Origin of the sequence: Methylobacterium sp. Leaf93 (assembly GCF_001422345.1) — a bacterium.
Classification (GTDB): domain Bacteria; phylum Pseudomonadota; class Alphaproteobacteria; order Rhizobiales; family Beijerinckiaceae; genus Methylobacterium; species Methylobacterium bullatum.
The window spans coordinates 53,715-78,607 of the sequence record NZ_LMMS01000012.1; the positions used below are offsets into that span (position 1 = coordinate 53,715).

At 68.1% G+C, this 24,893-nt stretch carries 20 protein-coding genes and 2 tRNA genes; 12 read left to right on the forward strand and 10 right to left on the reverse strand.

Translation table 11 applies throughout. The features are described 5' to 3' along the window. The first annotated feature begins 27 nt into the window (after positions 1–27). Both recA and alaS read left to right on the forward strand, forming a co-directional pair. Entirely contained in the window at positions 28–1,119 is a 1,092-nt protein-coding gene (gene recA, locus ASF26_RS08865) for a recombinase RecA (RefSeq protein ID WP_018042716.1), read from the forward strand. A gap of 358 nt (positions 1,120–1,477) precedes the next feature. Further along, a complete protein-coding gene (gene alaS, locus ASF26_RS08870; protein WP_056252373.1) occupies positions 1,478–4,156 on the forward strand; it encodes an alanine--tRNA ligase in 2,679 nt (892 codons plus the stop codon). Here the strand turns inward: alaS and ASF26_RS08875 are convergent. After that, entirely contained in the window at positions 4,149–4,559 is a 411-nt protein-coding gene (locus ASF26_RS08875) for a DUF2147 domain-containing protein (RefSeq protein ID WP_056253272.1), read from the reverse strand. The two genes, alaS and ASF26_RS08875, sit on opposite strands and share 8 nt — an antisense overlap. A gap of 206 nt (positions 4,560–4,765) precedes the next feature. Between ASF26_RS08875 and rfbC the strand changes: the two genes are divergently transcribed. The 4 genes from rfbC to rfbA all read left to right on the forward strand — a co-directional run bounded on the left by rfbC (position 4,766) and on the right by rfbA (position 8,274). Then, a complete protein-coding gene (gene rfbC, locus ASF26_RS08880; protein WP_056144364.1) occupies positions 4,766–5,317 on the forward strand; it encodes a dTDP-4-dehydrorhamnose 3,5-epimerase in 552 nt (183 codons plus the stop codon). 77 nt (positions 5,318–5,394) lie between these two features. Next, positions 5,395–6,477 carry a dTDP-glucose 4,6-dehydratase gene (gene rfbB / locus ASF26_RS08885; RefSeq protein WP_200925897.1) on the forward strand — a complete coding sequence of 361 codons (1,083 nt, stop codon included), beginning with the start codon at positions 5,395–5,397 and terminating at the stop codon, positions 6,475–6,477. A gap of 1 nt (position 6,478) precedes the next feature. After that, complete coding sequence (rfbD, locus tag ASF26_RS08890) at positions 6,479–7,387, forward strand: dTDP-4-dehydrorhamnose reductase (protein WP_056252377.1); 909 nt, start codon at positions 6,479–6,481, stop codon at positions 7,385–7,387. Further along, positions 7,384–8,274 (forward strand): glucose-1-phosphate thymidylyltransferase RfbA, encoded by an 891-nt coding sequence (gene rfbA, locus ASF26_RS08895; RefSeq protein ID WP_056252380.1) that lies wholly within the window; start codon positions 7,384–7,386, stop codon positions 8,272–8,274. The genes rfbD and rfbA overlap by 4 nt, the downstream gene beginning before the upstream one ends. Before the next feature lie 9 nt (positions 8,275–8,283). On the opposite strand, the gene ASF26_RS08900 is transcribed toward rfbA, so the two are convergent. From ASF26_RS08900 to ASF26_RS08920, 5 genes are all read right to left on the reverse strand, one after another. Further along, entirely contained in the window at positions 8,284–8,847 is a 564-nt protein-coding gene (locus tag ASF26_RS08900; protein WP_056252385.1) for a hypothetical protein, read from the reverse strand. A 168-nt stretch (positions 8,848–9,015) separates the two neighbouring features. Continuing rightward, positions 9,016–10,476, reverse strand: coding sequence for a calcium-binding protein (locus tag ASF26_RS22645; RefSeq protein ID WP_156462925.1), 1,461 nt, complete (start codon positions 10,474–10,476; stop codon positions 9,016–9,018). 572 nt (positions 10,477–11,048) lie between these two features. Then, positions 11,049–11,124 (reverse strand) — tRNA-Ala (locus ASF26_RS08910). A gap of 130 nt (positions 11,125–11,254) precedes the next feature. Then, positions 11,255–11,330, reverse strand: a tRNA-Ala gene (locus ASF26_RS08915). Positions 11,331–11,509: 179 nt separating this feature from the next. Next, positions 11,510–11,899 (reverse strand): TIGR02300 family protein, encoded by a 390-nt coding sequence (locus tag ASF26_RS08920; protein ID WP_026175741.1) that lies wholly within the window; start codon positions 11,897–11,899, stop codon positions 11,510–11,512. 250 nt (positions 11,900–12,149) lie between these two features. On the opposite strand from ASF26_RS08920, the gene aroA reads away from it, so the two are divergent. After that, a complete protein-coding gene (gene aroA / locus ASF26_RS08925) occupies positions 12,150–13,499 on the forward strand; it encodes a 3-phosphoshikimate 1-carboxyvinyltransferase (protein WP_056252388.1) in 1,350 nt (449 codons plus the stop codon). A gap of 5 nt (positions 13,500–13,504) precedes the next feature. Beyond that, positions 13,505–14,137, forward strand: coding sequence for a (d)CMP kinase (gene cmk / locus ASF26_RS08930; RefSeq protein WP_056252393.1), 633 nt, complete (start codon positions 13,505–13,507; stop codon positions 14,135–14,137). Positions 14,138–14,144: 7 nt separating this feature from the next. On the opposite strand, the gene ASF26_RS08935 is transcribed toward cmk, so the two are convergent. Both ASF26_RS08935 and hrpB read right to left on the reverse strand, forming a co-directional pair. Next, on the reverse strand, positions 14,145–14,588 hold the full coding sequence (locus tag ASF26_RS08935; RefSeq protein WP_056252397.1) for a DUF805 domain-containing protein: 444 nt from the start codon (positions 14,586–14,588) through the stop codon (positions 14,145–14,147). After that, positions 14,585–17,071, reverse strand: a complete 2,487-nt coding sequence (gene hrpB, locus ASF26_RS08940; protein WP_056253281.1) for an ATP-dependent helicase HrpB — start codon at positions 17,069–17,071, stop codon at positions 14,585–14,587. The genes ASF26_RS08935 and hrpB overlap by 4 nt, the downstream gene beginning before the upstream one ends. 214 nt (positions 17,072–17,285) lie before the next feature. Between hrpB and ASF26_RS08945 the strand changes: the two genes are divergently transcribed. Further along, positions 17,286–17,606 carry a hypothetical protein gene (locus ASF26_RS08945; protein ID WP_056252401.1) on the forward strand — a complete coding sequence of 107 codons (321 nt, stop codon included), beginning with the start codon at positions 17,286–17,288 and terminating at the stop codon, positions 17,604–17,606. Between the two features lie 133 nt (positions 17,607–17,739). Next, a complete protein-coding gene (gene mutS, locus ASF26_RS08950) occupies positions 17,740–20,493 on the forward strand; it encodes a DNA mismatch repair protein MutS (RefSeq protein ID WP_056252404.1) in 2,754 nt (917 codons plus the stop codon). 12 nt (positions 20,494–20,505) lie between these two features. Here mutS and ASF26_RS08955 read toward each other — a convergent pair whose 3' ends face one another. Continuing rightward, entirely contained in the window at positions 20,506–20,985 is a 480-nt protein-coding gene (locus tag ASF26_RS08955) for a response regulator (protein ID WP_056252407.1), read from the reverse strand. Next, positions 20,982–22,076, reverse strand: a complete 1,095-nt coding sequence (locus ASF26_RS08960) for a PAS domain-containing protein (RefSeq protein WP_056253283.1) — start codon at positions 22,074–22,076, stop codon at positions 20,982–20,984. The genes ASF26_RS08955 and ASF26_RS08960 overlap by 4 nt, the downstream gene beginning before the upstream one ends. Before the next feature lie 393 nt (positions 22,077–22,469). On the opposite strand from ASF26_RS08960, the gene ASF26_RS08965 reads away from it, so the two are divergent. After that, positions 22,470–23,930: an AmpG family muropeptide MFS transporter gene (locus tag ASF26_RS08965; protein WP_056252410.1), complete on the forward strand. Its 1,461-nt coding sequence runs from the start codon at positions 22,470–22,472 to the stop codon at positions 23,928–23,930. After that, positions 23,927–24,889: an EcsC family protein gene (locus ASF26_RS08970; protein WP_056252413.1), complete on the forward strand. Its 963-nt coding sequence runs from the start codon at positions 23,927–23,929 to the stop codon at positions 24,887–24,889. The genes ASF26_RS08965 and ASF26_RS08970 overlap by 4 nt, the downstream gene beginning before the upstream one ends. Positions 24,890–24,893: the final 4 nt, after the last annotated feature.

Consider the following 24,893-nt stretch of genomic DNA (forward strand, 5'->3'; position numbering starts at 1 on the left):
TCTCCCCATGCATAAGGATGCCGACGAATGGCCCAGCCCGCGCTGAAAGTTGTGGATTCCCCGATGGTGGACAAGGACAAGGCGAAGGCGATCGATGCCGCGCTGTCCCAGATCGAGCGTGCTTTCGGCAAGGGCTCGATCATGCGGCTCGGCAAGAACGACAAGGTGGCGGAGGTCGAGACCGTCTCCACCGGCTCGCTCGGCCTCGACATTGCGCTCGGCGTCGGCGGCCTGCCGCGCGGCCGGGTGATCGAGATCTACGGCCCCGAATCCTCGGGCAAGACCACCCTTGCCCTTCACACCATCGCCGAGGCCCAGAAGAAGGGCGGCGTCTGCGCCTTCGTGGATGCGGAGCACGCCCTCGATCCGGTCTATGCGCGCAAGCTCGGCGTTCAGCTCGACGATCTCCTGATCTCGCAGCCCGATACCGGCGAGCAGGCCCTGGAAATCACCGACACCCTGGTGCGCTCGGGCGCCATCGACGTGCTCGTGGTCGATTCGGTGGCGGCGCTGACGCCCCGCGCCGAGATCGAGGGCGAAATGGGCGACAGCCAGCCCGGCCTTCAGGCGCGCCTGATGAGCCAGGCCCTGCGCAAGCTCACGGGCTCGATTTCGCGTTCGAAGTGCATGGTCATCTTCATCAACCAGATTCGGATGAAGATCGGCGTCATGTATGGCAGCCCGGAGACGACCACGGGCGGCAACGCGCTCAAGTTCTACGCGTCGGTGCGCCTCGACATCCGCCGCATCTCGACCCTGAAGGACCGGGACGAGGCCATCGGCAACCAGGTCCGCGTCAAGGTGGTGAAGAACAAGGTCGCGCCGCCCTTCAAGCAGGTGGAATTCGACATCATGTTCGGTGAGGGCGTCTCGAAGGTCGGTGAGTTGATCGACCTCGGGGTGAAGGCCGGGATCGTGGAGAAGTCCGGCGCCTGGTTCTCCTATGCGAGCCAGCGCCTCGGCCAGGGCCGCGAGAACTCGAAGGGCTTCCTGCGCGACAACCCGGACATCGCCAACAAGATCGAAGCGGCGATCCGGCAGAATTCCGGCCTGCTCGCAGACAAGATCCTCGAGACCGCCAAGCCCACCGAGGACGATCTGGACGAAGGCGAGGCCTGATCGCCTCGCAAGTCATCGAAATGGCCGTCGCAGCTCCCTGCGGCGGCCTTTTTTGATGATCGGATCGGCGCGGTATCGATCTGCCCTCCGGCTTGAACTCGACGAGAGCCCGAACGGCTCGCGCGCACTACCTTCGCGTGGCCCGCGGCGGACATACGAAGCCACCCTCGAACCGCCATTCCGAGGGGACGCAACGGGCGCCGCGGCCGTTTTGCAGCCCACGTCGTGAAAAAGCGGAACCCACCGCAATCGACCGGGCGTGACTCGACGGTCCGGCCTCCTTATGAGGGCGCAAGCCACGAAGAAGCCTCGGGTCGTCGTCTCGACGGCCCAAAGCGCACGACAGAGTCATTTCACGATGAGCGGCGTCAACGAGATCCGGTCGGCCTTTCTCGACTATTTCGCCAAGGCGGACCACGCCGTGGTGCCGTCGTCGTCCCTCGTTCCGCGCAACGACCCGACCTTGATGTTCACCAATGCGGGCATGGTGCAGTTCAAGAACGTCTTCACCGGCGTCGAGAAGCGGCCCTATTCTCGCGCGACCACGGCGCAGAAATGCGTACGCGCCGGCGGCAAGCACAACGACCTCGACAATGTAGGCTATACCGCGCGTCACCACACCTTCTTCGAGATGCTCGGCAATTTCTCCTTCGGCGATTATTTCAAGCCGCAGGCGATCGAACTGGCCTGGAGCCTGATCACGAAGGAGTTCGGCCTGTCGAAGGACCGGCTTCTGGTGACCGTCTATGCGGATGACGAGGATGCGGCCGGGCTGTGGCGCAAGATCGCCGGCTTCTCCGACGACCGGATCATCCGCATCGGCACGTCGGATAACTTCTGGCAGATGGGCGATACCGGCCCGTGCGGTCCCTGCTCGGAGATCTTCATCGATCAGGGTCCCGGCCTCCAGGGCGGCCCTCCCGGCTCGCCGGACGAGGACGGCGACCGGTTCCTGGAATTCTGGAACCTCGTCTTCATGCAGTACGAGCAGATCGAGCCGGGCAACCGCCTCGCTTTGCCGCGCCCCTCCATCGACACCGGCATGGGGCTGGAGCGCATGGCGGCGATCCTCCAAGGCGTCACCAGCAACTACGACACCGACCTGTTCAAGGCCCTCATCGATGCGGTGAGCCACGCGGTCGGCCGGCCCCCGGAGCCCGGCACCGTCGCCTCCTATCGGGTCATTGCCGATCACCTGCGCTCGGTCTCGTTCCTCATCGCCGACGGCGTCCTGCCGTCGAACGAGGGCCGCGGCTATGTCCTGCGCCGCATCATGCGCCGGGCCATGCGCCACCTCGAACTCCTGGGCTCCCGCGAGCCGGTGATGTTCCGCCTCGTCCCCACCCTTGTGCGCGAGATGGGGCAGGCCTATCCCGAACTGACCCGCGCCGAGAGCCTGATCTCGGAGACCCTGCGCCTGGAGGAGACCCGCTTCCGTCGCACCCTCGAGCGGGGCCTCGCCATCCTCGATTCCGAGAGCCGCACCCTGGTCTCCGGCCAGAACCTGTCCGGCGAGACCGCTTTCACCCTCTACGACACCTACGGCTTCCCCCTCGACCTGACCCAGGACGCCCTGAAGGCCCGCGGCATCGGCGTCGACACGGACGCGTTCGGCCAGGCGATGGAGCGCCAGCGCAAGGCCGCCCGCGCCGCCTGGACCGGCTCGGGCGAGGCCGCCACGGAGACGGTCTGGTACGGCATCAAGGAGCGCGTCGGCGCCACCGAGTTCCTCGGATACGAGACCGAGGGCGCGGAGGGCATCGTCACCGCGCTCCTGCGCGATGGAGCCGAGGTGGAGAGCCTGTCGGCCGGGGAGACCGGCCTCGTACTCCTCAACCAGACGCCGTTCTATGCCGAATCCGGCGGTCAGGTGGGCGATACCGGCCGCCTGACCGCGTCGAGCCTGATCGCGCGGGTCACCGCCACGGAGAAGAAGCTCGGCGATCTCTTCGTGCATCACGTCACCGTCGACGAGGGGCGGTTGACCCTCGGGCAGGCGGCGGAACTCACCGTCGATCACGCCCGCCGGTCGGCAATCCGCGCCAACCATTCGGCCACCCATCTTCTGCACGAGGCCCTGCGCCAGGTGCTCGGCGATCATGTGGCCCAGAAGGGGTCGCTGGTCTCGGCCGAGCGCCTCCGCTTCGATTTCAGCCATCCCAAACCCATGGACGAGGCCGAGCTCCGCGCCGTGGAGGACATCGCCAATGCGGTGCTCCTGCAGAACACGCCCGTGGTGACGAAGCTGATGGCCCAGGACGAGGCCGTCGCCTCAGGCGCCCGCGCCCTGTTCGGCGAGAAATACGGCGACGAGGTGCGCGTCGTCTCCATGGGACGCCCGGTCGACGATCGGGGCGAGCTCGCGGAGGAGGGCCGGCTTCCGGCCTTCTCCATCGAACTCTGCGGCGGCACTCATGCGGGCCGCACGGGCGAGATCGGGCAGATCTCGGTGCTAGGCGAGAGCGCGGTCGGCGCCGGCGTGCGCCGCATCGAGGCCCTCACCGCCGGGGCGGCCCGTCGTCACCGCTCCGAGGAGAGCCGCACCCTCGGCCAGATCGCCGGGCTCCTCAAGGTCCAGAGCGCCGATGTCCCCGAGCGGCTGAGTGCGCTCATCGAGGAGCGCCGCCGCCTGGAGCGCGAATTGTCGGACGCCAAGAAGAAGCTCGCCATGGGCGGCTCGTCGGGGAACGACGACGGCATCGTCGAGGTCGGCGGCGTCAAGCTGATGGCCAAGGTCGTCGAAGGTGTCGAAACTCGTGACCTCAAGAGCTTGGTCGATGCCGGCAAGAGCCGTATCGGCTCCGGGATCGTTGCCCTCGTCGGGCTGTCCGCCGACGGCAAAGCCGGCCTCGTGGTGGGCGTGACCGCGGATCTCACCGACCGCTACGACGCGGTCGCTCTCGTCAGGGCCGGTGCCGGGCATCTCGGCGGCAAGGGCGGCGGCGGACGCCGCGACATGGCCCAGGCCGGCGGCCCGGAGGGAACCGGCGCCCAGGCGGCGATCGACGCCATCGCCCAGGCGCTCTCCGTCAGTTGACGCGCTTCCAGGTCTGGCGCTTGCAAAACACGCTCATGACGCAGCCCGCCACTTCGACCACGTTCGGCCCCTTGACCGTGAGACTGCCGGAATAGGTCTTGCCGTCGTTGGGGTTGTAGAGCGAGCCCTCGTAGCCGTCCCCGGACGGGGTCGACGCGTTCATGATCTGGACGCCGATCAGGCTGCGGGATTGCAGCGAGGCATCCGGGTTCTTGGAATCGAGGCCCTTGCCCGGCACGCTCACCAGGGTGCCGCAATAGCCACCGCCGCAGCGCGCGATCCGAACCTTCGAATCCCCGTTCTCGGTGAGCCAGACCCCGCTCGGGTCGGCCCCCTTCTCGGCGAAGCCCCCTCCCGTCATCGCGATCAGGGCCATGACGGCCACGGCGGATCGCGTTGGCATCGCTGTGAACTTCATCGTCATCCTTCGTCCTCTCGAACGGTTCCGGCGGCCGCCGGGGCAGCCCCGCCTCGCGGGAAGCGGGAGTTAGCCCTCCGGCATGGGAGGGGCAAGCGCAGGGTCGAGACCGGCCCGATACGCCACCGCATGCCTTGACAGGGCGCCCCGGCACGCGCCTAGAGACCGCCGAAGTTGAATGGAGAATCGCGATGCGTGTGGTCGAGACACGAATTCCCGCGGTGAAGCGGGTCGTGCCCAATCGCTTCGGCGACGACAGGGGCTGGTTCTCGGAGACCTTCCGGGCCGATGTCCTGGCCGGTGCCGGGATCGCCGACGCCTTCGTGCAGGACAACCAATCCTTCTCCGCCCAGAGCGGGACCGTTCGCGGCCTGCATTTCCAGCTCGCACCGGCGGGCCAGGCCAAGCTCGTGCGCGTCCTGTCGGGCTCCATCCTCGATGTCGCCGTCGACCTGCGGCGCGGATCCGAGACCTATGGACAGCATGTCGCCGTCCGGCTCGACGCCGCCGAGGGCGAACAACTCTACGTCCCGGTGGGCTTCGGCCATGGGTTCTGCACCCTGGAACCCGACACCATGGTCGCCTACAAAGTGTCGGCCTATTACAGCCGCGAGCACGACCGCAATCTGGCATGGAACGATCCGGACTTGGCTATCGACTGGCCGGTCGGCGAGGACGAGGCGGTCTTGTCCGACAAGGACCGCGTGGCACCGTCCTTCGCCGATCTGGGCGCGGTGTTCTGACGTACCGCCCGCCCCTTCGGCGAAGGCACGTCGGAGCGACGCGATACCGAACCGCCCATGCGTGACCACCAGGATCTATGAACATGGCCAAATCCCAACGCATTCTGGTCACGGGCGGCTGTGGCTTCATCGGCTCGGCTCTGGTCCTGCACCTCGTCCAGGATCTCGGCCATGAGGTCGCGACCCTCGACGCGCTGACCTATGCGGCCAATCCGATCTCGCTGGCTCCCCTCGATGGCGATCCGCGGCACCGGCTGGTGACCGGCGACATCTGCGATCCCGCCGCCGTGCACGCCCTCTACGCCAACTTCCGGCCCGACGCGGTGATGCATCTCGCCGCTGAGAGCCATGTGGACCGCTCGATCACCGACCCGGGCGCCTTCATCCGCACCAATGTCGTCGGCACGCAGGTGATGCTCGATGGCGCCCGCACCTACTGGGAAAGCCTCGGCGGCGAAGCGAAGGCGGCGTTCCGGTTCCTCCACGTCTCCACCGACGAGGTCTACGGCTCGCTCCCGCCGGACGGGTTCTTCACCGAGGACAGCCGCTACGACCCGCGCTCGCCCTATTCGGCCTCCAAGGCCGCCTCCGACCATCTGGCACGGGCCTGGGGAGAGACCTACGGCCTGCCGGTTCTGGTGACGAACTGCTCCAACAATTACGGCCCCCGGCATTTCCCGGAGAAGCTGATCCCCCTGATGATCCTCAACGCCCTCGAAGGCCGGCCCCTGCCGGTCTATGGCGACGGCCTCAACGAGCGCGACTGGATCCACGTGGAGGACCATGCACGGGGCCTCGTGGCGGTGCTGGAACGGGGCCGCCTCGGCGAGACCTATCTCCTGGGCGGCCGCTCGGTGCGCAACAATCTCGCCGTCGTGAAGGCCCTCTGCGCCGCCTTCGACCGGCTGCGGCCGGAGCATGGGCCGCACGAGCGCCTGATCTCCTTCGTCGCCGACCGGCCGGGCCACGACCGGCGCTACGCCATCGATCCCGGCAAGGCCGAGCGGGAGATCGGCTGGACCCCCACCAAATCCTTCGAGGAAGCGCTTGAGGAGACCGTGCGCTGGTATCTCGACAACGAGGCGTGGTGGCGTCCGATCCGCGAGGGCCGCTATACCGGCGAGCGCCTCGGCCTCGGCACGCAAGCCACGAAGGCTTGAGATGGATATCCTGATCCTCGGCGGGGCGGGCCAGGTCGGCACCGAACTGCAGGCCTCCCGGCACTGGGGCGCGGGCGTGACCCTCGTCGCCCCGACCCGTACCGAACTCGACGTCACCGACGCTGCGGCCGTGGCGCGGATCTTTACCGAGCGCACCATCGGGGCGGTGGTGAACGCCGCCGCCTACACCGCCGTGGACAAGGCCGAGTCGGAGGTGGTGGAAGCCTGGCGCCTCAACGCCCTGGCCCCCGCCATCCTGGCGGCCGAGACGGCGCGGCGGGGCATCCCCCTCGTCCACGTCTCCACCGATTACGTCTTCGACGGCGCCGCATCGAGCGCCTATGCGCCGGACGCGCCGATCCGTCCAACCAGTGTCTACGGCGCCAGCAAGGCCGCCGGCGAAATGGCGGTCCGCACCGCCAATCCGCGCCACGCGATCCTGCGCACGGCCTGGGTCGTGAGCCCGCACCGGGGGAACTTCGTGAAGACGATGCTGCGGCTCGCCGCCGAGCGGGATGCGCTGAATGTCGTGAACGACCAGCGCGGCTGCCCGACCTCCGCCGCCGATCTCGCCGCCGCCCTCGCGGACATCGCCCTACGACTTTCCGCCGACAGCGACGCGCCCACGGGCACGCATCACTTCGTCAATGCGGGCTCCACCACCTGGCACGGTTTCGCGCAAGCCATCGTCGCCGGCTCGGCTGCGCGCGGCGGCCGGAACGTTCCAGTCAACGGCATCCCCACCAGCGCCTATCCGACGCCCGCGCGGCGGCCCGCCAACTCGGAATTGTCGACGGAGAGCCTGACGAAGGCCTACGGGCTGACGCCGCGCCCCTGGCAGGCGGCCCTCGACGACATCCTCGACCGGCTTGTCGGCCCCGCGCATCATTCAGCAGAGGCACAGTCATGAAGGGCATCGTTCTCGCCGGTGGGTCCGGCACGCGCCTCCATCCAGCGACCCTGTCGATCAACAAGCAGCTGCTGCCCGTCTACGACAAGCCGATGATCTATTATCCGGTCTCCGTGCTGATGCTCGCCGGCATCCGCGAGATCCTGATAATCTCGAGCCCGGAGCATCTCGGCAATTACGAGCGTCTGTTCGGCACCGGCGAGCAGTTCGGTCTCTCCTTCAGCTACGCGGTCCAGCCTCGTCCGGAAGGACTCGCACAGGCCTTCACCATCGGTCGCGACTTCGTCGGCACGGACGACGTCGCCCTCGTGCTGGGGGACAACCTGTTCTTCGGCTCGGGCATGAGCGCCATGCTCAAACAGGCGCGCGAACGGAAAAGCGGCGCGACGATCTTCGCCTATCACGTGGACCATCCGGAAGCTTACGGCGTGGTCACCCTCGACCGTGAGGGGCGTCCCTTGCGCATCGTCGAGAAGCCCTCGGTGCCGGAAAGCCCCTGGGCCGTGACCGGCCTCTACTTCTACGACAACCGGGTGCTCGACATCGCCGCCGCCGTGAAGCCCTCGGCCCGCGGCGAATTGGAGATCACGTCCGTCAACCAGGCCTATCTCGACCTCGGCGAACTCCATGTGCAGCGCATGTCGCGCGGCTATGCCTGGCTCGATACCGGGACGCATGACAGCCTGCTGGAGGCGGGCGAGTTCGTGCGCACGCTGCAGAACCGGCAGGGCCTCCAGGTCGCCTGCCTGGAGGAAATCGCCTATCTCCAGGGCTTCATCGACAAGGCGCAGCTGATCGCCCGCGGCGAGCTCTTCGCCAAGACCGCCTACGGCCAGAACCTGCTAAAACTGTCGAAGCTCGACCCGGAATCCCGCCTCGACGAGTGAGCGGCTCGCCTAGACCTCGCCCCTGGCGAGGATGGCGCCCGTATAGGTCTCGCTGACCTCGCAGATCGGACGCCCCGACCGGTCCGAGAGGATCGCCTCGATGGCGAAGACGAGATCCGACGGGCCGGGAACACCCGCATCCAGAGGCCACAATCTCAGCAGCCGGAGGTTTCGGCGCTTGGGGAACAGGGTGTGGACCACCCGCCCGAAAGGAGCCTCCGTCCTGTCGAGGGACAGGTTCATCTCCGTCGTCAGACGCGCCGGGACGTACCAGTTCTCGGCCTGCGAGAGGACGTAGCCGGCGCAACTCAGGCGGACGTGCCGGTAGCGAACCACCTCACCGTCGGACAAAGCGAGCCGCTGGCTCTGCACCGGGCTCGGGAGCCGTTCGGGACCCGGAACCCGCGTCACCACCAACCGAGCCTCTGCCGCGAGCCGACGCTCCTCGCACCAGCCCTCCAGCACCGTCGTCGCGCTGTCGCCGTTCAGGAGCCGTGCGCTCAGGGTCTCGATCAGCGCCTCGGCGTCCGAGGTGGGGATGGTGAGGGCATGCCGTCCGGCGGGTAGGGTCATGGCTCCGACCTATCATGGGGCCGAAGGCGACACACGCCATCATCCGTCTCCGTGCCCGACCGATTGGGGACCACCGGATCGTCCGCTCACACCGGGCCCATGGAACCGAATGCCGGGCTCCGCTCCCGGTGCAACCGGGAACGGAGCCAATCGGCAGAGGCGTCCGCGTCAAGCGCCGAAGACGAACAACTCGTTGAGCGCGTCCTGCACGTCTGCGCTCGCCACATCGTGCAGGATGATCTTGTTGGAGGAGGCGACGTCCTTGAAGGTCACCAGCGTGTCTCGGCCGTTATTGAGACCGCGCAGGATGACGTCACTCGCCACGACGCCCTCGATATCCACGGAGATGTGGTCGACGTCGATGTCGAATCCGTAGACGTTGTCGCGGCCGAAGCCGGCCTCGAAGTGGAACGTGTTGTCACGGCCGCTCGCGATGATCTTGTCGCCCCCAGCCCCGCCCTCGATGACGTTGCTGCCCCTGCTGACAACAATGCGGTCGGCGCCCGACGTGCCGATGATCTCCACATCGGCCGAGGTTTGAGACACGATCCTGGCGCCCGTGCTCACCCCCGACATGTCGAGGTCCACATCGTTGCGGATGTAGACGGTCTCGATTCCGGTGAAATTACCGTTGGTAAGGCTCACGGAGCCGGTACCCATCAGAAATAGGAAGTCGGTCCCACCACCGCCATTCACGACACCGGGCGTTTCGCTGATGACGAGACGGTCGTTGCCGCCGTTGCCGTAGATATCGTCGCTGTCGCCATTGCCGTTGATGGTGTTGTTGTCGTCGTTTCCGGCCAGGAAATCGGCGTGGGCGCTGCCGAGCAGGTTTTCGAACCCGCTGAACGTATCTCCCTCCGCGTCGCCTTGCGTGGCGAGATCGCTCGCAAAACTGACGCCCACGCCCGCCGTCGAATGGGCATAGCTCAATGTATCGATGCCAGCACCGCCGTAGAGGCTATCGCCTCCCGCGCCGCCCTCGATGACATTGTTGTTACCATCGCCGCTCGCGCTGTCGTCGAAATCCGTCAAGCGCAGATTAAAAATGTTGCTGAAAGTGTCGTGAAGTTTCGCCCCAGTATTATCGATGCTACTGCCACTCCCGATACCGACAGAGATGCCGAAGAAACGGCCGGGTTGATACTCGGAGCTTTCCGTGAACGATGCGTAGCTCAGAGTGTTCGTCCCCCCGCCACCGTCGATCGTGTTGGTGCCCAGACCGGCTTCCAGGATGTCGTTGCCGTCGCCGCCGTAGAGGGTGTCGCCGCCATCGCCACCGTTGAGGATATCATTGCCGTCACCGCCGTCGAGGGTGTCGTTACCGCTGCCGCCGTTGAGGATATCGTCGCCGCTTCCGGTCACCAGGACGTCGCCGAGATCACCCCCGGTGAAATCCAACGCATTGGACGAGTCGCTGAAATCCGCGAAGATGCTCGTATTAGCGGCGGACAGCATGTCGGCTGTCCGGAAATCCTGCAGATACCCGGCCTCGTTCGGAGTTTCGGCTATGAAGTTACCCAAACTCACTGCAATCTTATAAATCTCGTTTACTGGAAAAATCACCGATGCAACATCACTGTTGATATCGCTGTAATTTGAATTACGGGTGTATTGAATTGATGACATCGTCGGACCTTGCGTAATATTGGCCTCGCCACGCGTTCATCGGGAAACCGAAAGGCCTTTCGATCGAACAGCCGCGGTAATATACAGTCTATCCATGAATCGATTGATAATTTTTGACTGCTTATCAAATGCATCGTCGGGATCAATGCATGCTATAGTGCATAATGACGCCGCGCTTCGATGCGAGGCGATGATATCGCCGATGCGACGGACGGGACGAGCGCCGGCCTGAGTGAAGCCGAACTCCACCCTCCCAAATGCAACTCCGGCGGAATCGCCGGAGTCAGATCGACCGGCGGCCGTATTGGGGAGCAAGCGGCCAGAGCGCTTCGTTCGAAGTCTCTGTCATCGCGGATGTGGGCGTCGGCGAGGACGGCTCGGCACGGATCGGTCAGCAGACGCGCCGGGCGGACCACGATGGCCCGATCAGCCGGCGTCGGCCGCGCGCCTGCGAGGCTTCAAGCCGCGCGACAGCGGAGCCATGTCTCCACGGCGACGGAAGAGAAGGGTGACCGAAGAAAATCCAGACTGAGCCGGCTGGCGGCATCCGGGTCGTGGCCGCGAAGATCGAATGGTGGAGCCTAACGGGATCGAACCGATGACCTCTTCCATGCCATGGAAGCGCTCTCCCAGCTGAGCTAAGGCCCCACATTCCAGGACAATCGCGACGCTGTCTCGCGATTGTCGTCATCATCGGTGAACCTCACCGAGATTGGTCTTGTCCGATTCGTTCGACGGCGCCCCTCGGGGCGACATCCGCGAACCGGATGAAAAGAAATGGTGGAGCCTAACGGGATCGAACCGATGACCTCTTCCATGCCATGGAAGCGCTCTCCCAGCTGAGCTAAGGCCCCACTTCTGGGACCATCGCAACACGTCTCGCGATGGTCGTTCCGCCAATCTGCCTCGCGGCGTCCGGCGGAGGCGGTTCTATATTCGGGCCGTTGCCCGGACTCAAGCCCCTAATCGCATTCATCGCCGAGAATCTTTTGGCGCTGGGCCTCGGGACCTGCAAAGCGAGGCGGGACGCGCCTCAGCTTTCTTCGTCGTTCTCGATATCGCCGTCGATGAGATCGGCCACGTCGTCGTCGCCGGTATCTTCCTCCTCGAGGAAGGTGTCGTCGGCGTCGGTCGAATCGGCATCGTCGTCGCCGGTCGTGGTATCCGCTTCGTCTTCAGCGGCCTCGACCTCGTCGAGGGACACGATCTCGGGACCGCCCTTCTCGGCGTCCGTATCCTCGTCGTCGTCAGCCGGAACGGCCGCGGCGCGGGAGGCGAGGGCGGGAGCGGCGATGCGCGACGTCGCGGCGGCCTGATAGATGGTCCCGCATTTCGGGCAGGTCGCGGGATCCTTGTCGAGATCGTAGAATTTCGCGCCGCAGCTCATGCATTGACGCTTCAAGCCGAGTTCCGGTCTGGCCACGGGCGAACCTCTGATAGGGATTTGGGAGAGGCGCCCCGTTAGTCGGGTGAAACCGTCCTGTCAAATGCGCTCGCGCAGGCGATCCACCGCGTTCGGCCCGAACCGCGTCCGGATTCGACCGCGCGCAGGCCGCGACGGGTCGGATGACGCCGCCCCGCCTGCGTGGTAACCGGCCCCATGACGTCGCCGCCGGCCGAAGGGCCGGCGGCGACGTCCCGACTGTGCCAGAAGCCGAAAAGTCATCATTCCCGTGTCGCACACTTCCGAACCGCAGCCCCTGACTGCTTCCGCCGGCGCACCCTTGCGCGGCGCGCTGCGGCCGCCGGGCGACAAGTCGATCTCCCACCGGGCGATGATCCTCGGTCTCCTGAGCATCGGCGAGACCCGCATCGAGGGCTTGCTCGAAGGCGACGACGTGCTGCGCACGGCCGAGGCCGCCAGAGCCCTCGGGGCCGGGATCGATCGTCTCGGGGAGGGGCGCTGGCTCGTGCGCGGCGTCGGCATCGGCGGGATGACCGACCCGGCCGGCGTGCTGGATTTCGGCAATGCCGGCACGGGCTCCCGCTTGATGATGGGCGTGGTCGGCGGGCAGGACGTCACCGCGACCTTCGACGGCGACGCCTCCCTGCGCAAGCGCCCCATGCGCCGCATCCTCGATCCGCTGATCCGGATGGGCACACAGGTCCTGAGCGAGGAGGAGGGCGGCCGGGTGCCGCTCACCCTTCGTGGGCCGAGGGAAGCCATTCCGATCACCTACGAGACTCCCGTCGCCTCGGCCCAGATCAAATCCGCGGTGCTGCTTGCCGGCCTCAACGCGCCGGGAACCACGACGGTGATCGAGGCGGCGGCGACCAGGGACCATAGCGAGCGGATGCTCCGCCTGTTCGGGGCCGAGGTAATCGTGAGCCCTCACGGACCCGGCGGCCACGGTCGCAGCATCGCGCTGACCGGCCAGCCCACCCTGCGCGGCACCGACGTCATCGTGCCGGCCGACCCGTCCTCGGCGGCCTTCCCGCTGGTGGCGGCCCTCATCGTCCCGGGCTCCGAAGTGACGATCGAGGGGGTGATGATGAACCCCCTGCGCATCGGCCTCATCACCACGCTGCTGGAGATGGGCGCCGATATCGAGCGTCGCAACGAGCGTGACGAGGGCGGCGAGACCGTGGCCGATCTCCATGTCCGCGCCAGCCGCCTCAAGGGCGTCGACGTGCCGGCCGAGCGGGCCCCGTCGATGATCGACGAGTATCCCGTCCTCGCCGTCGCCGCCGCCTTCGCCGAGGGCGTCACCCGGATGAACGGGCTGCACGAGCTGACGGTGAAGGAATCCGACCGACTCGCCGCTGTGGCGGATGGTTTGCGCGAGAACGGCGTGACCTACCGGATCGAGGGTGAGGATCTCATCGTCGAGGGCGATGGCTCCGCCGCGCGCGGCGGTGGCACCGTCGCCACCCATCTCGACCACCGCATCGCCATGGCCTTCCTGGTGATGGGCCTCGCGACAAAGCAACCCGTGACCGTCGATGACGGCGCGATGATCGCCACCAGTTTCCCGAGCTTCCTGCCGACGATGCGGGCACTCGGCGGCCGCATCGCGGAGTAGGTCCCATGCCGATGGTCATCGCGATCGACGGACCCGCCGCCTCGGGCAAGGGAACCCTCGCCAAGCGCCTCGCCGCGCATTACGGGCTGCCGCATCTCGATACCGGCCTGCTCTACCGGGCCGTGGCCCTCACGGTGATCGATGCGGGCTGCAACCTCGACGATCACGCCGCAGCGGCGCGGGCCGCCGCGACGCTGATCGCCGACCGGCTGGCCGATCCGCGCCTGCGCGAGCGGGCGATGGGAGACGCCGCCTCCCGCATCTCGTCCATCCCGGCGGTGCGCGCGGCCCTGCTCGCCTGGCAGCAGCGTTTCGCCGGCGGTGCCAGCGGCGCCGTCCTCGATGGCCGCGACATCGGCACGGTGGTCTGTCCGCAGGCCCAGGTGAAGCTGTTCATCACCGCCGCCGCCGAGGAGCGCGCCCGGCGCCGGCACCTCGAACTCCTGCGGCGCGGCGAGCCGTCGAGCCTCGGGGCGATCCTGTCCGACATCGTCGCCCGCGATGCGCGCGATGCTCAGCGCTCGACGGCGCCCCTCAAGGCGGCCGCCGACGCCGTCCTCCTCGACACCACGGACCTCGATGCGGACGAGGCCTTCGAGGCGGCGCGCGCGGTGGTGGACCGGGCGCGCGTCCACTGAGGCTCGCTTACCGCTCGGGCTCCGGCCCGTAGCGGTTCGGGCCGGGCGTACCCCGGCGGCAGATGGTCTCGACGAAGAACCAGAGGTTGAACCCCGTCATCGCCAGGGTGGCGGCGATCACGGGCAACGGATAGGCTTCGGCGAACGTCTCGGTGGGCGCGAAGCCCGCGAGTGTGACGACGATGTCGGGCAGCATCCACCACCCCGTCCGCTGCCGGTCGTGAAGGCGCCGGATCGTCGCCGCCACGAGCACGGCGGCGGTCCCGACCGCGGTGACACCGACAATGGCGAGGCCCGTGAAGCGCGCGTCCAGCGACGCGGCCAGGATGGCGACACTGCCGGACAGGACGAAGAGCAGCAGCATCCCGATCAGGCGGCGATGATAGTGCCGGCGGGACAGCCGGCCTCGCGGATCGAAGAAGCCCGCGAGCGGGGCGAGCGTATCCATCATGTCCCCCTCGGCTTCACCCGCCGGGTCGGCGGCTCGGTGAGCGGATCGTCCGGCCAGGGATGGCGCGGGTAGCGTCCGCGCATCTCGGCGCGCACGGCACTCCAGGAGCCGCGCCAGAAGCCGGGGAGGTCCTTCGTGATCTGGATCGGCCGAGAGGCCGGTGACAACAGGTGGAGGACCAGCGGCACGCGACCGCCGGCGATGGCGGGATGGCGGTCGAGGCCGAACAACTCCTGGACCCGGACTGCCAGGACCGGACCGCCCTCGGCATCGTAGTCGATGGGAATGCGCGACCCCGTGGGCACCTCCACATGGGTCGGCGCCTCCGCGTCGAGGCGGTGACGCATGTCCCAGGGGAGGAGTGCGTCGAGCGCGCGGCCGAGATCGTCGGCGGTGACGGCGTCGAGGCCGGTGCGTCCCTCGATCTCCGGCGCGAGCCAGGTCTCCACCGATGCGCTCAACGCCGCGTCGGAGAGGTCAGGCCATACTTCGCCCTCGGCCGCGCGCAGGAAGCTAAGGCGGGACCGCCATTGGGCGAGGGCCGGCGTCCAGGGCAGGCTGTCGAGGCCGAGCCCGGCGATGCCCCGCGCCAGGATGACGGCCGATGCCGCATCCAACGGCACCGGCAGGATCCGCTCGCCGAGGGTCGCGGAACCGAGGCGGCGGGAGGCGCGTGCCCGCAGGGACCGGGAGCCCCTGTCGAACACCACCTGGGTGACGGAGTCGATCCGTTCCGCGAACGCGGCCTCGATTTCCTCCAGGGTGATCGCGGCGGCGGCGAGGATGCGCCCGGAGGCCGCCGTGCCGGCGATGTCGGCCACCACGAGGAAGGGTTCGCGGGCGAGCGCCGAGGCCGGGTCCACGCGCCCGGCGCGTCCGTTCGCCATGACGAACTCGCCGTCCCGCCCGCGCGAGCGGGCGACGCGGTCGGGATAGGCGAGGGCGAGGAGCGCTCCGGCCCCGGATACATCGGCCGTCGTCGCCGCGCCCGCGAATGCGGCGGCCTGCTCGGCCCAGCCGCGCGCCAGACGCCGCATATCGGAGGCGCGGGTTCCACGGTCGCGGGCGAACCGGTCGGCGCGGACGGCAAGGTCGGCATCGTCCCCGCCGAGGCCGCGCTCCACCAAGATCGCCGCAAGGTCCGCCGCCTCCCGCGCCCGCCCGAACCCGGCCGCCGCGACCACCATCCGGGCGAGGCGCGGGGGGAGGGGGATGGCACGCAGCGCCCGCCCCGTCTCGGTGAGCCGCCTGTCTTCATCGAGGGCGGCGAGGTCGCGCAGCATCGAGCGCGCCTCCGCCAAAGCCGGGGCGGGCGGGGCATCGAGGAACGACAGGGTGGCGGGGTCGGAGACGCCCCAGGCGGCGCAGTCCAGCAGCAGGCCGGACAGGTCGGCGGCCAGGATCTCCGGCCGCGTGAAGGGTTCGAGGGCACTGGTCGCCGCCTCCGACCAGAGGCGATGGCAGATGCCCGGCTCGGTCCGCCCCGCGCGACCGCGCCGCTGGTCCACCGAGGCGCGGGAGGCACGCGCGGTGACGAGGCGGGTCAGACCGATGCCGGGCTCGTAGAGCGGCACGCGGGACAGGCCGGAATCGACCACGATGCGGACGCCCTCGATGGTGAGCGAGGTCTCGGCGATGCTGGTCGCCAGAACGACTTTCCGGGTTCCGGGCGGGGCGGGCGCCACGGCGCGGTCCTGCTCGGCCGGGGGAAGCGCACCGTAGAGGGGTGCGATCTCGGTCTGCGCGTCCACGCGCTCAGCGAGAAGGCTCGCCACGCGGCGGATCTCGCCCTGTCCGGGAAGGAAAGCGAGGACGGAGCCGGGATCGGCCCGCAGGGCGCGCAGGATGGCGTCGGCCATCGCATCCTCGATCCGCCGGTTGGGATCGCGCTCCGTGTGGCGCGTCTCCACCGGATAGGCCCGGCCTTCGGATTCGACGATCGGCGCATCGCCCATCAGGCGCGAGACCCTCGCCCCGTCCAGGGTGGCGGACATGACGAGGATGCGCAGATCGTCGCGCAGGCCGGACTGCGCGTCGAGGGCGAGGGCGAGCCCGAGATCGGCATCGAGGGAGCGTTCGTGGAACTCGTCGAAGATCACCGCGCCGATGCCCGACAGTTCCGGATCGTCGAGGATCATGCGGGTGAAGACCCCTTCCGTGACGACCTCGATCCGCGTCGCCCGCGAGATCTTCGAGCCGAGGCGGACGCGCAGCCCCACGGTCTCTCCCACGCGCTCACCGAGGGTAGCGGCCATGCGCTCGGCCGCGCCGCGGGCAGCCAGGCGCCGTGGTTCGAGGAGGATGATCCGGCCGGCCGCGCCGAGCCACGGCGCGTCGAGAAGGGCCAACGGGACACGGGTGGTCTTGCCGGCTCCGGGGGGCGCCACGAGCACCGCCGAATGACCGGCTTCGAGGGCCGCGAGAAGGCCCGGCAGGGCCGCATCGATCGGCAGGGCAGCGGAGGGGGAGGGGTTTGTCGCCATCGCGGATGTGGTGGTGCGGGCAAGCGGGAGGATGCGCAACCCCGTTTCGCCGTGGCGGCGCGGATCACGTGCATGATGCGAAAATCATCCCATGATCCTCGTGCGTACGGCGGCTTTTCGCTGCGTAATCGTACGTGGAAAAGTATGGGAACGGAGTCCGGGCAAACGACTTGTTGCCTCGACGCGCGCGGCGCGATCCGAACGGATGGACTAGATGACCAAGATTGCACTCGCTCTGGCAGCAGGAACCTTTCTCAGCGCCCTGGGCCTCGGCGCCGCTTCCGCCGCCCCCGCCATGCCGGCCGCGCCCGTGATCGCCGGGGAGGCACTGACCACCGAAGTCGTGACCCGCGGTCATCACCCGGGCTACGCCAGCCATCACGGCATGCGCCATCGCCACCACCATCATCGTCACGGCATGCGCCATCGCCGCGCCCCGGCCGCCTACAGCCACGGTGATCCGAACTCCCGCAACCCGCAGCAGCCGGGCTACATGCAGCGCAAGGGCACCACGTCGGGCGGCCCGCGCTACTAAGCCGTTCTTCGGCTTCATCGTCGGAAGGGCCGGTGCGGAGACGCATCGGCCTTTTTTCGTGGGATCGCGGTTCTCCCCAGATGATGCTGGCGGGGGCGCTGATCCGGTCCGGCGGCCTCTGCTATGATGGCGCATGTCCCAGCGCGCCGCCCGCTCCAGCCCCAAGACCAGCGTCCCGGCCGAGGAGACGGTGAGCGCCTCGCCCCTCGACATCGCCGGCGCGACGCCGATGATGGCGCAGTACATCGAGATCAAGGCGGCCAACACGGATTGCCTCCTGTTCTACCGGATGGGGGATTTCTACGAACTGTTCTTCGAGGATGCGGAGATCGCATCGCGTGCGCTGGGCATCGTCCTGACGAAGCGCGGCAAGCATGGCGGGGCGGACATCCCCATGTGCGGCGTGCCGGTGGAGCGCTCGGACGATTACCTCAGCCGCCTCATCGCGCTGGGCCATCGCGTGGCGGTCTGTGCGCAGACCGAGGACCCGGCGGAGGCCAAGAAGCGGGGACCGAAATCCGTCGTGCGCCGCGAGGTCGTCCGCCTCGTCACTCCCGGCACGATCACCGAGGACCGTCTCCTCGACCCGTCACGGGCGAGCATCCTCCTGGCTCTCGGCCGCCGCAAGTTCTCGGAATCCGGCTACGCCTACGGTATCGCGGCCGTCGATATCTCCACCGGCCGGTTCTCCCTGAGCGAGGTTCCCGAAGGCGAACTCGGTGCTGCCATCGCCCGCCACGATCCGCGCGAGATCGTGCTCTCCGAGGCGATCCATTCCGACCCGTCGCTCGCCGGCCTCTGGCGCGACGTGAAAGCACCCGTCACGCCCCTGGCGCAGGCGGAGCTCGAACCGGCCTCGGCGGAACGGCGGATCAAGGAACAGTTCGGCGTCTCGACCCTCGACGGGTTCGGGCAGTTCGGGCGGGCGGAACTCGCAGCCGCCGGAGCGGCCCTGCTCTATATCGAGCGCACCCAGATCGGTGCGCGGCCCGCTCTGTCGCCGCCGACGCGGGAGACGAGCGGGGCGACGCTGGCCATCGACGCGGCGACCCGCGCCAATCTCGAACTCACGCGAACCCTCTCGGGCGAGCGCACCGGCAGCCTGCTCGACGCCATCGACCGCACCGTGTCGGCCATCGGCGCGCGGCTGCTGGCCGAGCACCTCGCCGGCCCCCTCACCGACCTGTCGGCGATATCGCGCCGCCACGAGGCGGTGTCGTTCCTCGTGGAAGACAGCGCCCTTCGCCGGAGCCTGCGCGACGCCCTGGCGCGGGCGCCCGACATCGCCCGCGCCCTGTCGCGGCTGGGCCTCGGGCGCGGGGGACCGCGCGATCTCGCGGCCCTGCGCGACGGTCTCGATGCGGCCCTGGCAATCTCGCAGCGTTGCGGAGAGGTGAAAGCCTTGCCAGAGGATCTCGCCGGCATCGTCCAGCGCCTGGGAACGGTGGATGCCGATCTCGTCGAGCATCTGCGCGCGGCGCTCGCCGATGACCTTCCCCTCAACCGCCGCGACGGCGGTTTCGTGCGCGCCGGCTACGATACCGAGATCGACGAGGCCCGGCTTCTCGGTCAGGATTCGCGCAAGGTCATCGCCGGGCTGCAGGCGCGCTATGCCGAGGAGACCGGCTGCCGCACCCTGCGGATCAAGCACAACAACATGCTCGGCTACTACATCGAGGTGCCGCAGGCGGTCGGCGAGACCTGCCTCAAGGGCGCCTTGCGCGAGACGTTCATCCATCGCCAGACCATGATCGATGCCATGAGGTTCTCGAGCGTGGAACTGAACGATCTCGAAAGCCGCATCTCGGGGGCGGCCGACCGGGCGCTGGCCCTCGAGACCGAGGTCTTCGATGCGCTGGCCGCTCGGATCATGGCCCAGGCCGAGACCGTCGCCGCCATCGCCGACGCCCTGGCCAGGCTCGACGTCACCGCCTCCCATGCGGAACTGGCGGTGGAGCGGGATTGGCGCAGGCCCTTCGTCGATGACAGTTTCAGCTTCGTGGTCGAGGGCGGCCGCCATCCGGTGGTGGAATCCGCCCTGCGGCGGTCCGGCGAACCGTTCATCGCCAACGATTGTGACCTGTCCGGCGAAGGGCGAGGCCGCATCCGGCTCATCACCGGGCCGAACATGGGCGGCAAGTCGACCTTCCTGCGCCAGAACGCCCTCATCGCGGTTCTGGCGCAGATGGGCGCCTTCGTACCGGCCACCCGCGTGCATCTCGGCGTGGTGGACCGGCTGTTCTCGCGGGTCGGGGCCGCCGACGACCTCGCGCGCGGGCAATCGACCTTCATGGTCGAGATGGTGGAGACGGCCGCGATCCTGAACCAGGCGAGCCGGCATTCCCTCGTCATCCTCGACGAGATCGGCCGGGGCACGGCGACCTTCGACGGCCTTTCCATCGCCTGGGCTTGCCTCGAATACCTGCATGAGCAGAACGGGTGCCGCGCCCTGTTCGCGACCCATTTCCACGAACTCACGGCCCTGAGCCAACGTCTCACGCGGCTCGACAACGCGACGCTCAAGGTCGCCGAGCACAAGAGCGAAGTGGTGTTCCTGCACGAGGTCGTGCCGGGTGTCGCCGAGCGGTCCTACGGTCTGCAGGTCGCCCGTCTCGCCGGCCTGCCCGCCGGGGTCATCGCCCGGGCCGGCTCGATCCTGAAGAACCTGGAGAAGGCGGAGCGCGACCGCCCGGCCCGCCCACGCATCGACGATCTGCCACTCTTCGCCAGCCTCGCCCCGCCGCCCCCACCGGAGGTGCAGGCTCCCACGCGCGAAGACCCGCTGCGCCAGGAACTCGACGGGATCGATCCCGACGCTTTGACACCGCGTGAGGCGCTGGAGGTGCTCTATCGCCTCAAGAGGACGGCTCGCGAGGACATGAACTGAGGCTGGGAGGCGTCACGGCCTCGGCCCGGCCCAGGGCTTCTGCGACCAGAGGGCATCCTCAGCCACGCTCTCCGACGCCGGCCGGAACCCGTCCGATCCGTGTGGCTCAGGTTGCCCCCCGGCCCGGATCGCCGCCACGTAGCGCAACGCGCCCGCGACCGCGCGTTCCGAATAGGGCTTGGCGATGACGCCCAACGCGCCAGCGAAATCCGCGGGGATGCGCTTGTCGTTGGCGGTCATGAACACGACGCTGGTGCGCGGGTCACGGCTCAAGATCCTCGCCACCTCAATCCCGGTCGGGCCGTCGATGAGGTGGATGTCCACCAGGGCGATGTCGGGTGAGGTCGCCCTCCCGAGTTCGATGGCTTCGGCCGAGCTCGCCGCCACTCCGGCAATGACGTGACCGAGATCTTCCAGCAGACATTGGAGTTCGAGGGCGATGAGCGCCTCGTCCTCGACGACGAGGATACGAAGTCCATCCCCGCCGCTCACCCTGCCTGCCCTAGCGTGGCTTCACGCGGCGCAGACGTGGCGGGTCTAGGGCTCTCCGATTGAAGTGGAATCACGATCTCGACGCGCGTACCCGAACCGGGTTCATGCCAAGTGATGACCCCGCGCAGCTGCTTCACCACCATCTCCACCAGGGAACAGCCGAACCCGGCCGGGTTCGGAGCCGCGGCATTCCGTCCGATCCCGTCATCCTCGATCAGGAGGCGCAGGCCGGTCTCGCACCGGCGGGCGGAAATGCTGACCCGTCCTTCGCGATCGTTCGGGAAGGCGTGGCGCACGGCGTTGGTGGCGAGTTCGTGCAGCATCAGAGCCAGGGGTGCCGCGATGGCGGCCGGCAGGGAAATCGGGTCGACCTCGGCCGTGACCGCCGTGCGCGCCGGATCGATGCCAGCGGTGAGGTCGGACATGAAATCGTCGGCGAACTCTCCCAGATTGAAGCGGGTCACGTCCCCGGCTGAGTAGAGCATGCGGTGCACCATGGAGAGCGCGCCGATGCGCTCGGCCATGCCCTGAAGGGCATCGCGCGCCTCGCCCTCGGGGGTTCGCCGCGCCTTAAGCAAAACCAGGGAGGAGATGACCTGCAGGTTGTTCTTGACCCGATGATCGACCTCGTGGAGCAAGGCGGTCTTCTCCTCCAGGGCGGCCCGCAGGTCTGCGGTCTGCTCGTGCACCTGCCGTTCGAGCTCGTCGTTGGTTTCCTGCAGGGCGAGTTCGAGAGCGTGCTTCTCGGTCATGTCGGCCTGGGCGGCGTAGTAATAGACCAGCTCGCCCGAGTCGTTGCGAACCGGCGAGATCGTCATGGCGTTCCAGAAGGAGGAGCCGTCCTTACGATAGTTGCACAGCTCGACCTCCACGGGTGCCTGCCGCCTCAGGGCGCCGCGGATGGCTTCGATCGTCTGCGGGTCGCTGTCCGGTCCCTGGAGCAGGCGGCAGTTGCGGCCCTGCAGCTCCTCGCGCGTATAACCGGTGAGGGTGAGAAAAGCGTCGTTGACCCAGACGATGGGGTTGTCGGCGAGGCGGGGGTCGGTCACCACCATGGGCGTGGGACTGGCGTCGAAAGCCATGGCGAACATCTTGGCATCCACGGAGGCGTTCCCCACCGGGCGAAGTTCGGCCGAAACCTGATTGTTGTTGCTGCCCATCATCCTGACATCACGCTTGTACCACCGCCCTCATCCGATGACAGCAGCACTTCGACGGTACAGACCGAAACGACCGCCTCGGCAAATAGATCGGGAGGACATCGCCTCGTTACGTCGACTCACCGGCAAGGAATATGTCTCATTGCGAGCCAATAGCTATCTACAAAGTATGCGCGTTCATTAAGTTCCTGGTTACCATTCTTCATTCCAGTCATGCGAGGCGGCACAGGCCGTACAGCGTCGTGTCGACCCCTTCGACGAACCGGCGTCCGGCGAACATGACAGCCGACCCTAAAGAGTCATAAGCCTTCAGGAGTTCCACGAATGGCTCAGAGTCCAGCGGTATCGGGAAAGGTGAGCACCAAGCTCGCCTTGCGGGATATTTTCGAGGATCCCCGCATCGTCCTGATGCTGGCCCTGGGCTTCTCGTCCGGCCTGCCGCTGCTGCTCGTGCTCGGCACCTTCTCCACGCGGCTCGCCTATTCCGACGTGGACATCAAGGCGATCGGCCTCTTCAGCTATCTGGCACTGCCCTACACTCTCAAATTCCTCTGGGCGCCGCTCATCGACCGTTTCGACGTTCCCGTCCTGAGCGCACGCATCGGCCGCCGGCGCTCGTGGATGATCGCCACTCAGGTCGCCGTCGCCCTCGCGCTCTCACTCATGGCCACGGCCAACCCGGCGAGCAGCCTCGTCCTTCTCGGCCTCGGTGCCTTCCTCGTGGCGATCTGCGCCGCGACGCAGGACGTCGTCATCGACGGATGGCGCATCGATGCCGCGGGCACCGATCTCCAGGGCGTCATGGCGGCCACATCGAACCTCGGATACCGGCTGGCACTCATGTGCGCCGGGGCGGGCGCCCTGTTCATCGCCGACTGGGCCGGATGGTCGGTGGCCTATTTCAGCATGGCCGGGCTCATGGGCGTCGGCATGATCGCCGCGCTCCTCGCTCCCGCCTTCGACAGGGAGCACGCCGAGGCTTTGGACGCCGCATCGGCGCAGCCGGCCGGCGCACCGGCAAAGACCTGGTCGTTCCGCGCCGCCGTACTCGAACCCCTCACCGAACTCCATACCCGCCTCGGCCCGGGCCTTTGGGCGATCCTCATCCTGGTCGCCTTCTACCGCATGCCGGATTTCATCTCCGGCGTGATGGCGAGCCCGCTCTACCGGCAGATCGGGTTCACCCTTTCCGAGATCGGCGCGGTGTCGAAGCTCTACGGCATCTGGGTCGGCATCGCCGGCGCCTTCGTCGGCGGCTGGGCGATGACCCGGTTCGGGCTGTTCCCCACCCTCGTCGCCGGCGCATTCCTGGGCGCGGCCTCCAACCTCTCCTTCTCGTGGCTGTCCTATGGCGGGCCGGAGGTGTGGCGCCTGACCGCCGCGATCTCCATCGACAATTTCTGCGGCTCCTTCGCCGGAATGGCGCTCATCGCCTACATGTCGAGCCTCACGGCGCCGGGCTTCGCGGCCACGCAATACGCGCTGTTCTCGTCGCTCTACGCCCTGCCGGGAAAGCTCGTGGCAGGCACGTCCGGCTTCATGGTCGCCAGCTACGGGTACCCGGTCTTCTTCGCCTTAACGGCGGCCGTGGGCATCCCGGTGGTGATCCTGTGCTTCTTCGTCGGACGCGCCGGCGAGCGCAGCGCAGCCCGCGCCGCCGCCGAGACCGCCGCCTCGGGCGACACCGAGACGGTGAGCGGGAACCATCCCGCGGGCCTCACGCTTGCTTCCAGCGATCGGCCCGGCGCGCCGGCGCCCGTAACACGGATGAGACCGCAGACGTGAGCAACATTTCCCTCGTCGACGACACCCGCCCCACCCCGGCCGAAGCGTCGGCCGGCCCGGACCTCAACGATGCCGACCGCGCCGCGCTCGTACGTGCCGTCCGCACGCTGGAGACGCCCGGCCTCGCCGCGCGCTTGTCCGCGGTGGCGGGGGCTCCCCTCGACATGATCAGCCGCAGCCTTCCGGCGCCCGTGACCGACGCGGTGTCGCGCGCCACGGAAGGGGCCATGCGGACGGCCCTGCGCGTCGCCCTCGCGACCCTGCCGGAGGCCGAGAAGACCATCGTCCCGGCCTCGGCCGCCGGGGCGACCGCCGTGCCGGCGCTCGACGACCTCCCCGTGCCGGCGGCCACCACGGCGGGCGAGCGCTTCGCGCGCTTCCTTCCCACCGGCGATTTCGGTCACAAGGCGATGGCGGCCCTGTCCGGCGCCGTGGGCGGCGCCTTCGGCATCGCGACCCTGCCGGTAGAACTGCCGGTCTCAACCACGCTCATGCTGCGCTCCATCGCGCAGATTGCGCGGGAAGAGGGCGAAGACCTGTCGGACCCGGAAAACGCCCTGGCCTGCGTCCAGGTCTTCGCGCTGGGTGGACGTAGCGGTGCCGAGACCGCGCTGACGGAGAGCGGGTATTTCGCGGTGCGCGCCGCACTGGCCAAGACCATGTCGGAAGCGGCGCGCTATGCCGGCAACCGTGCCCTGCTCGACGAGGCGGCCCCGGCCCTGATCCGCTTCTCCACGCAGATCGCGGCGCGGTTCGGCCTCGTGGTCTCGCAGAAGGTCGCGGCGCAGGCCGTGCCGATCCTCGGCGCGGTAGGGGGGGCGGCCGTGAACACCGCCTTCATGAACCACTTCCAGGCCATGGCCCGCGCCCATTTCACCGTGCGCCGCCTGGAGCGGACCTACGGCAAGGACATGGTGCGCGTCGCCTATATCGCCGAAAAGGCGCAGCTCGCCGCCTGAGCCC

Coding starts and splice junctions, on each gene's coding strand:
- ASF26_RS08900 (WP_056252385.1), bottom strand. CDS start 8,847: ATGACCCTACCCGCCGGACGGCATGCCCTCACCATCCCCACCTCGGAC.
- ASF26_RS22645 (WP_156462925.1), bottom strand. CDS start 10,476: ATGTCATCAATTCAATACACCCGTAATTCAAATTACAGCGATATCAAC.
- rfbB (WP_200925897.1), top strand. CDS start 5,395: ATGAACATGGCCAAATCCCAACGCATTCTGGTCACGGGCGGCTGTGGC.
- alaS (WP_056252373.1), top strand. CDS start 1,478: ATGAGCGGCGTCAACGAGATCCGGTCGGCCTTTCTCGACTATTTCGCC.
- rfbA (WP_056252380.1), top strand. CDS start 7,384: ATGAAGGGCATCGTTCTCGCCGGTGGGTCCGGCACGCGCCTCCATCCA.
- mutS (WP_056252404.1), top strand. CDS start 17,740: ATGTCCCAGCGCGCCGCCCGCTCCAGCCCCAAGACCAGCGTCCCGGCC.
- recA (WP_018042716.1), top strand. CDS start 28: ATGGCCCAGCCCGCGCTGAAAGTTGTGGATTCCCCGATGGTGGACAAG.
- ASF26_RS08960 (WP_056253283.1), bottom strand. CDS start 22,076: ATGTTCGCCATGGCTTTCGACGCCAGTCCCACGCCCATGGTGGTGACC.
- ASF26_RS08965 (WP_056252410.1), top strand. CDS start 22,470: ATGGCTCAGAGTCCAGCGGTATCGGGAAAGGTGAGCACCAAGCTCGCC.
- cmk (WP_056252393.1), top strand. CDS start 13,505: ATGCCGATGGTCATCGCGATCGACGGACCCGCCGCCTCGGGCAAGGGA.
- hrpB (WP_056253281.1), bottom strand. CDS start 17,071: ATGGCGACAAACCCCTCCCCCTCCGCTGCCCTGCCGATCGATGCGGCC.
- rfbD (WP_056252377.1), top strand. CDS start 6,479: ATGGATATCCTGATCCTCGGCGGGGCGGGCCAGGTCGGCACCGAACTG.
- ASF26_RS08935 (WP_056252397.1), bottom strand. CDS start 14,588: ATGATGGATACGCTCGCCCCGCTCGCGGGCTTCTTCGATCCGCGAGGC.
- rfbC (WP_056144364.1), top strand. CDS start 4,766: ATGCGTGTGGTCGAGACACGAATTCCCGCGGTGAAGCGGGTCGTGCCC.
- ASF26_RS08945 (WP_056252401.1), top strand. CDS start 17,286: ATGACCAAGATTGCACTCGCTCTGGCAGCAGGAACCTTTCTCAGCGCC.
- ASF26_RS08875 (WP_056253272.1), bottom strand. CDS start 4,559: ATGCCAACGCGATCCGCCGTGGCCGTCATGGCCCTGATCGCGATGACG.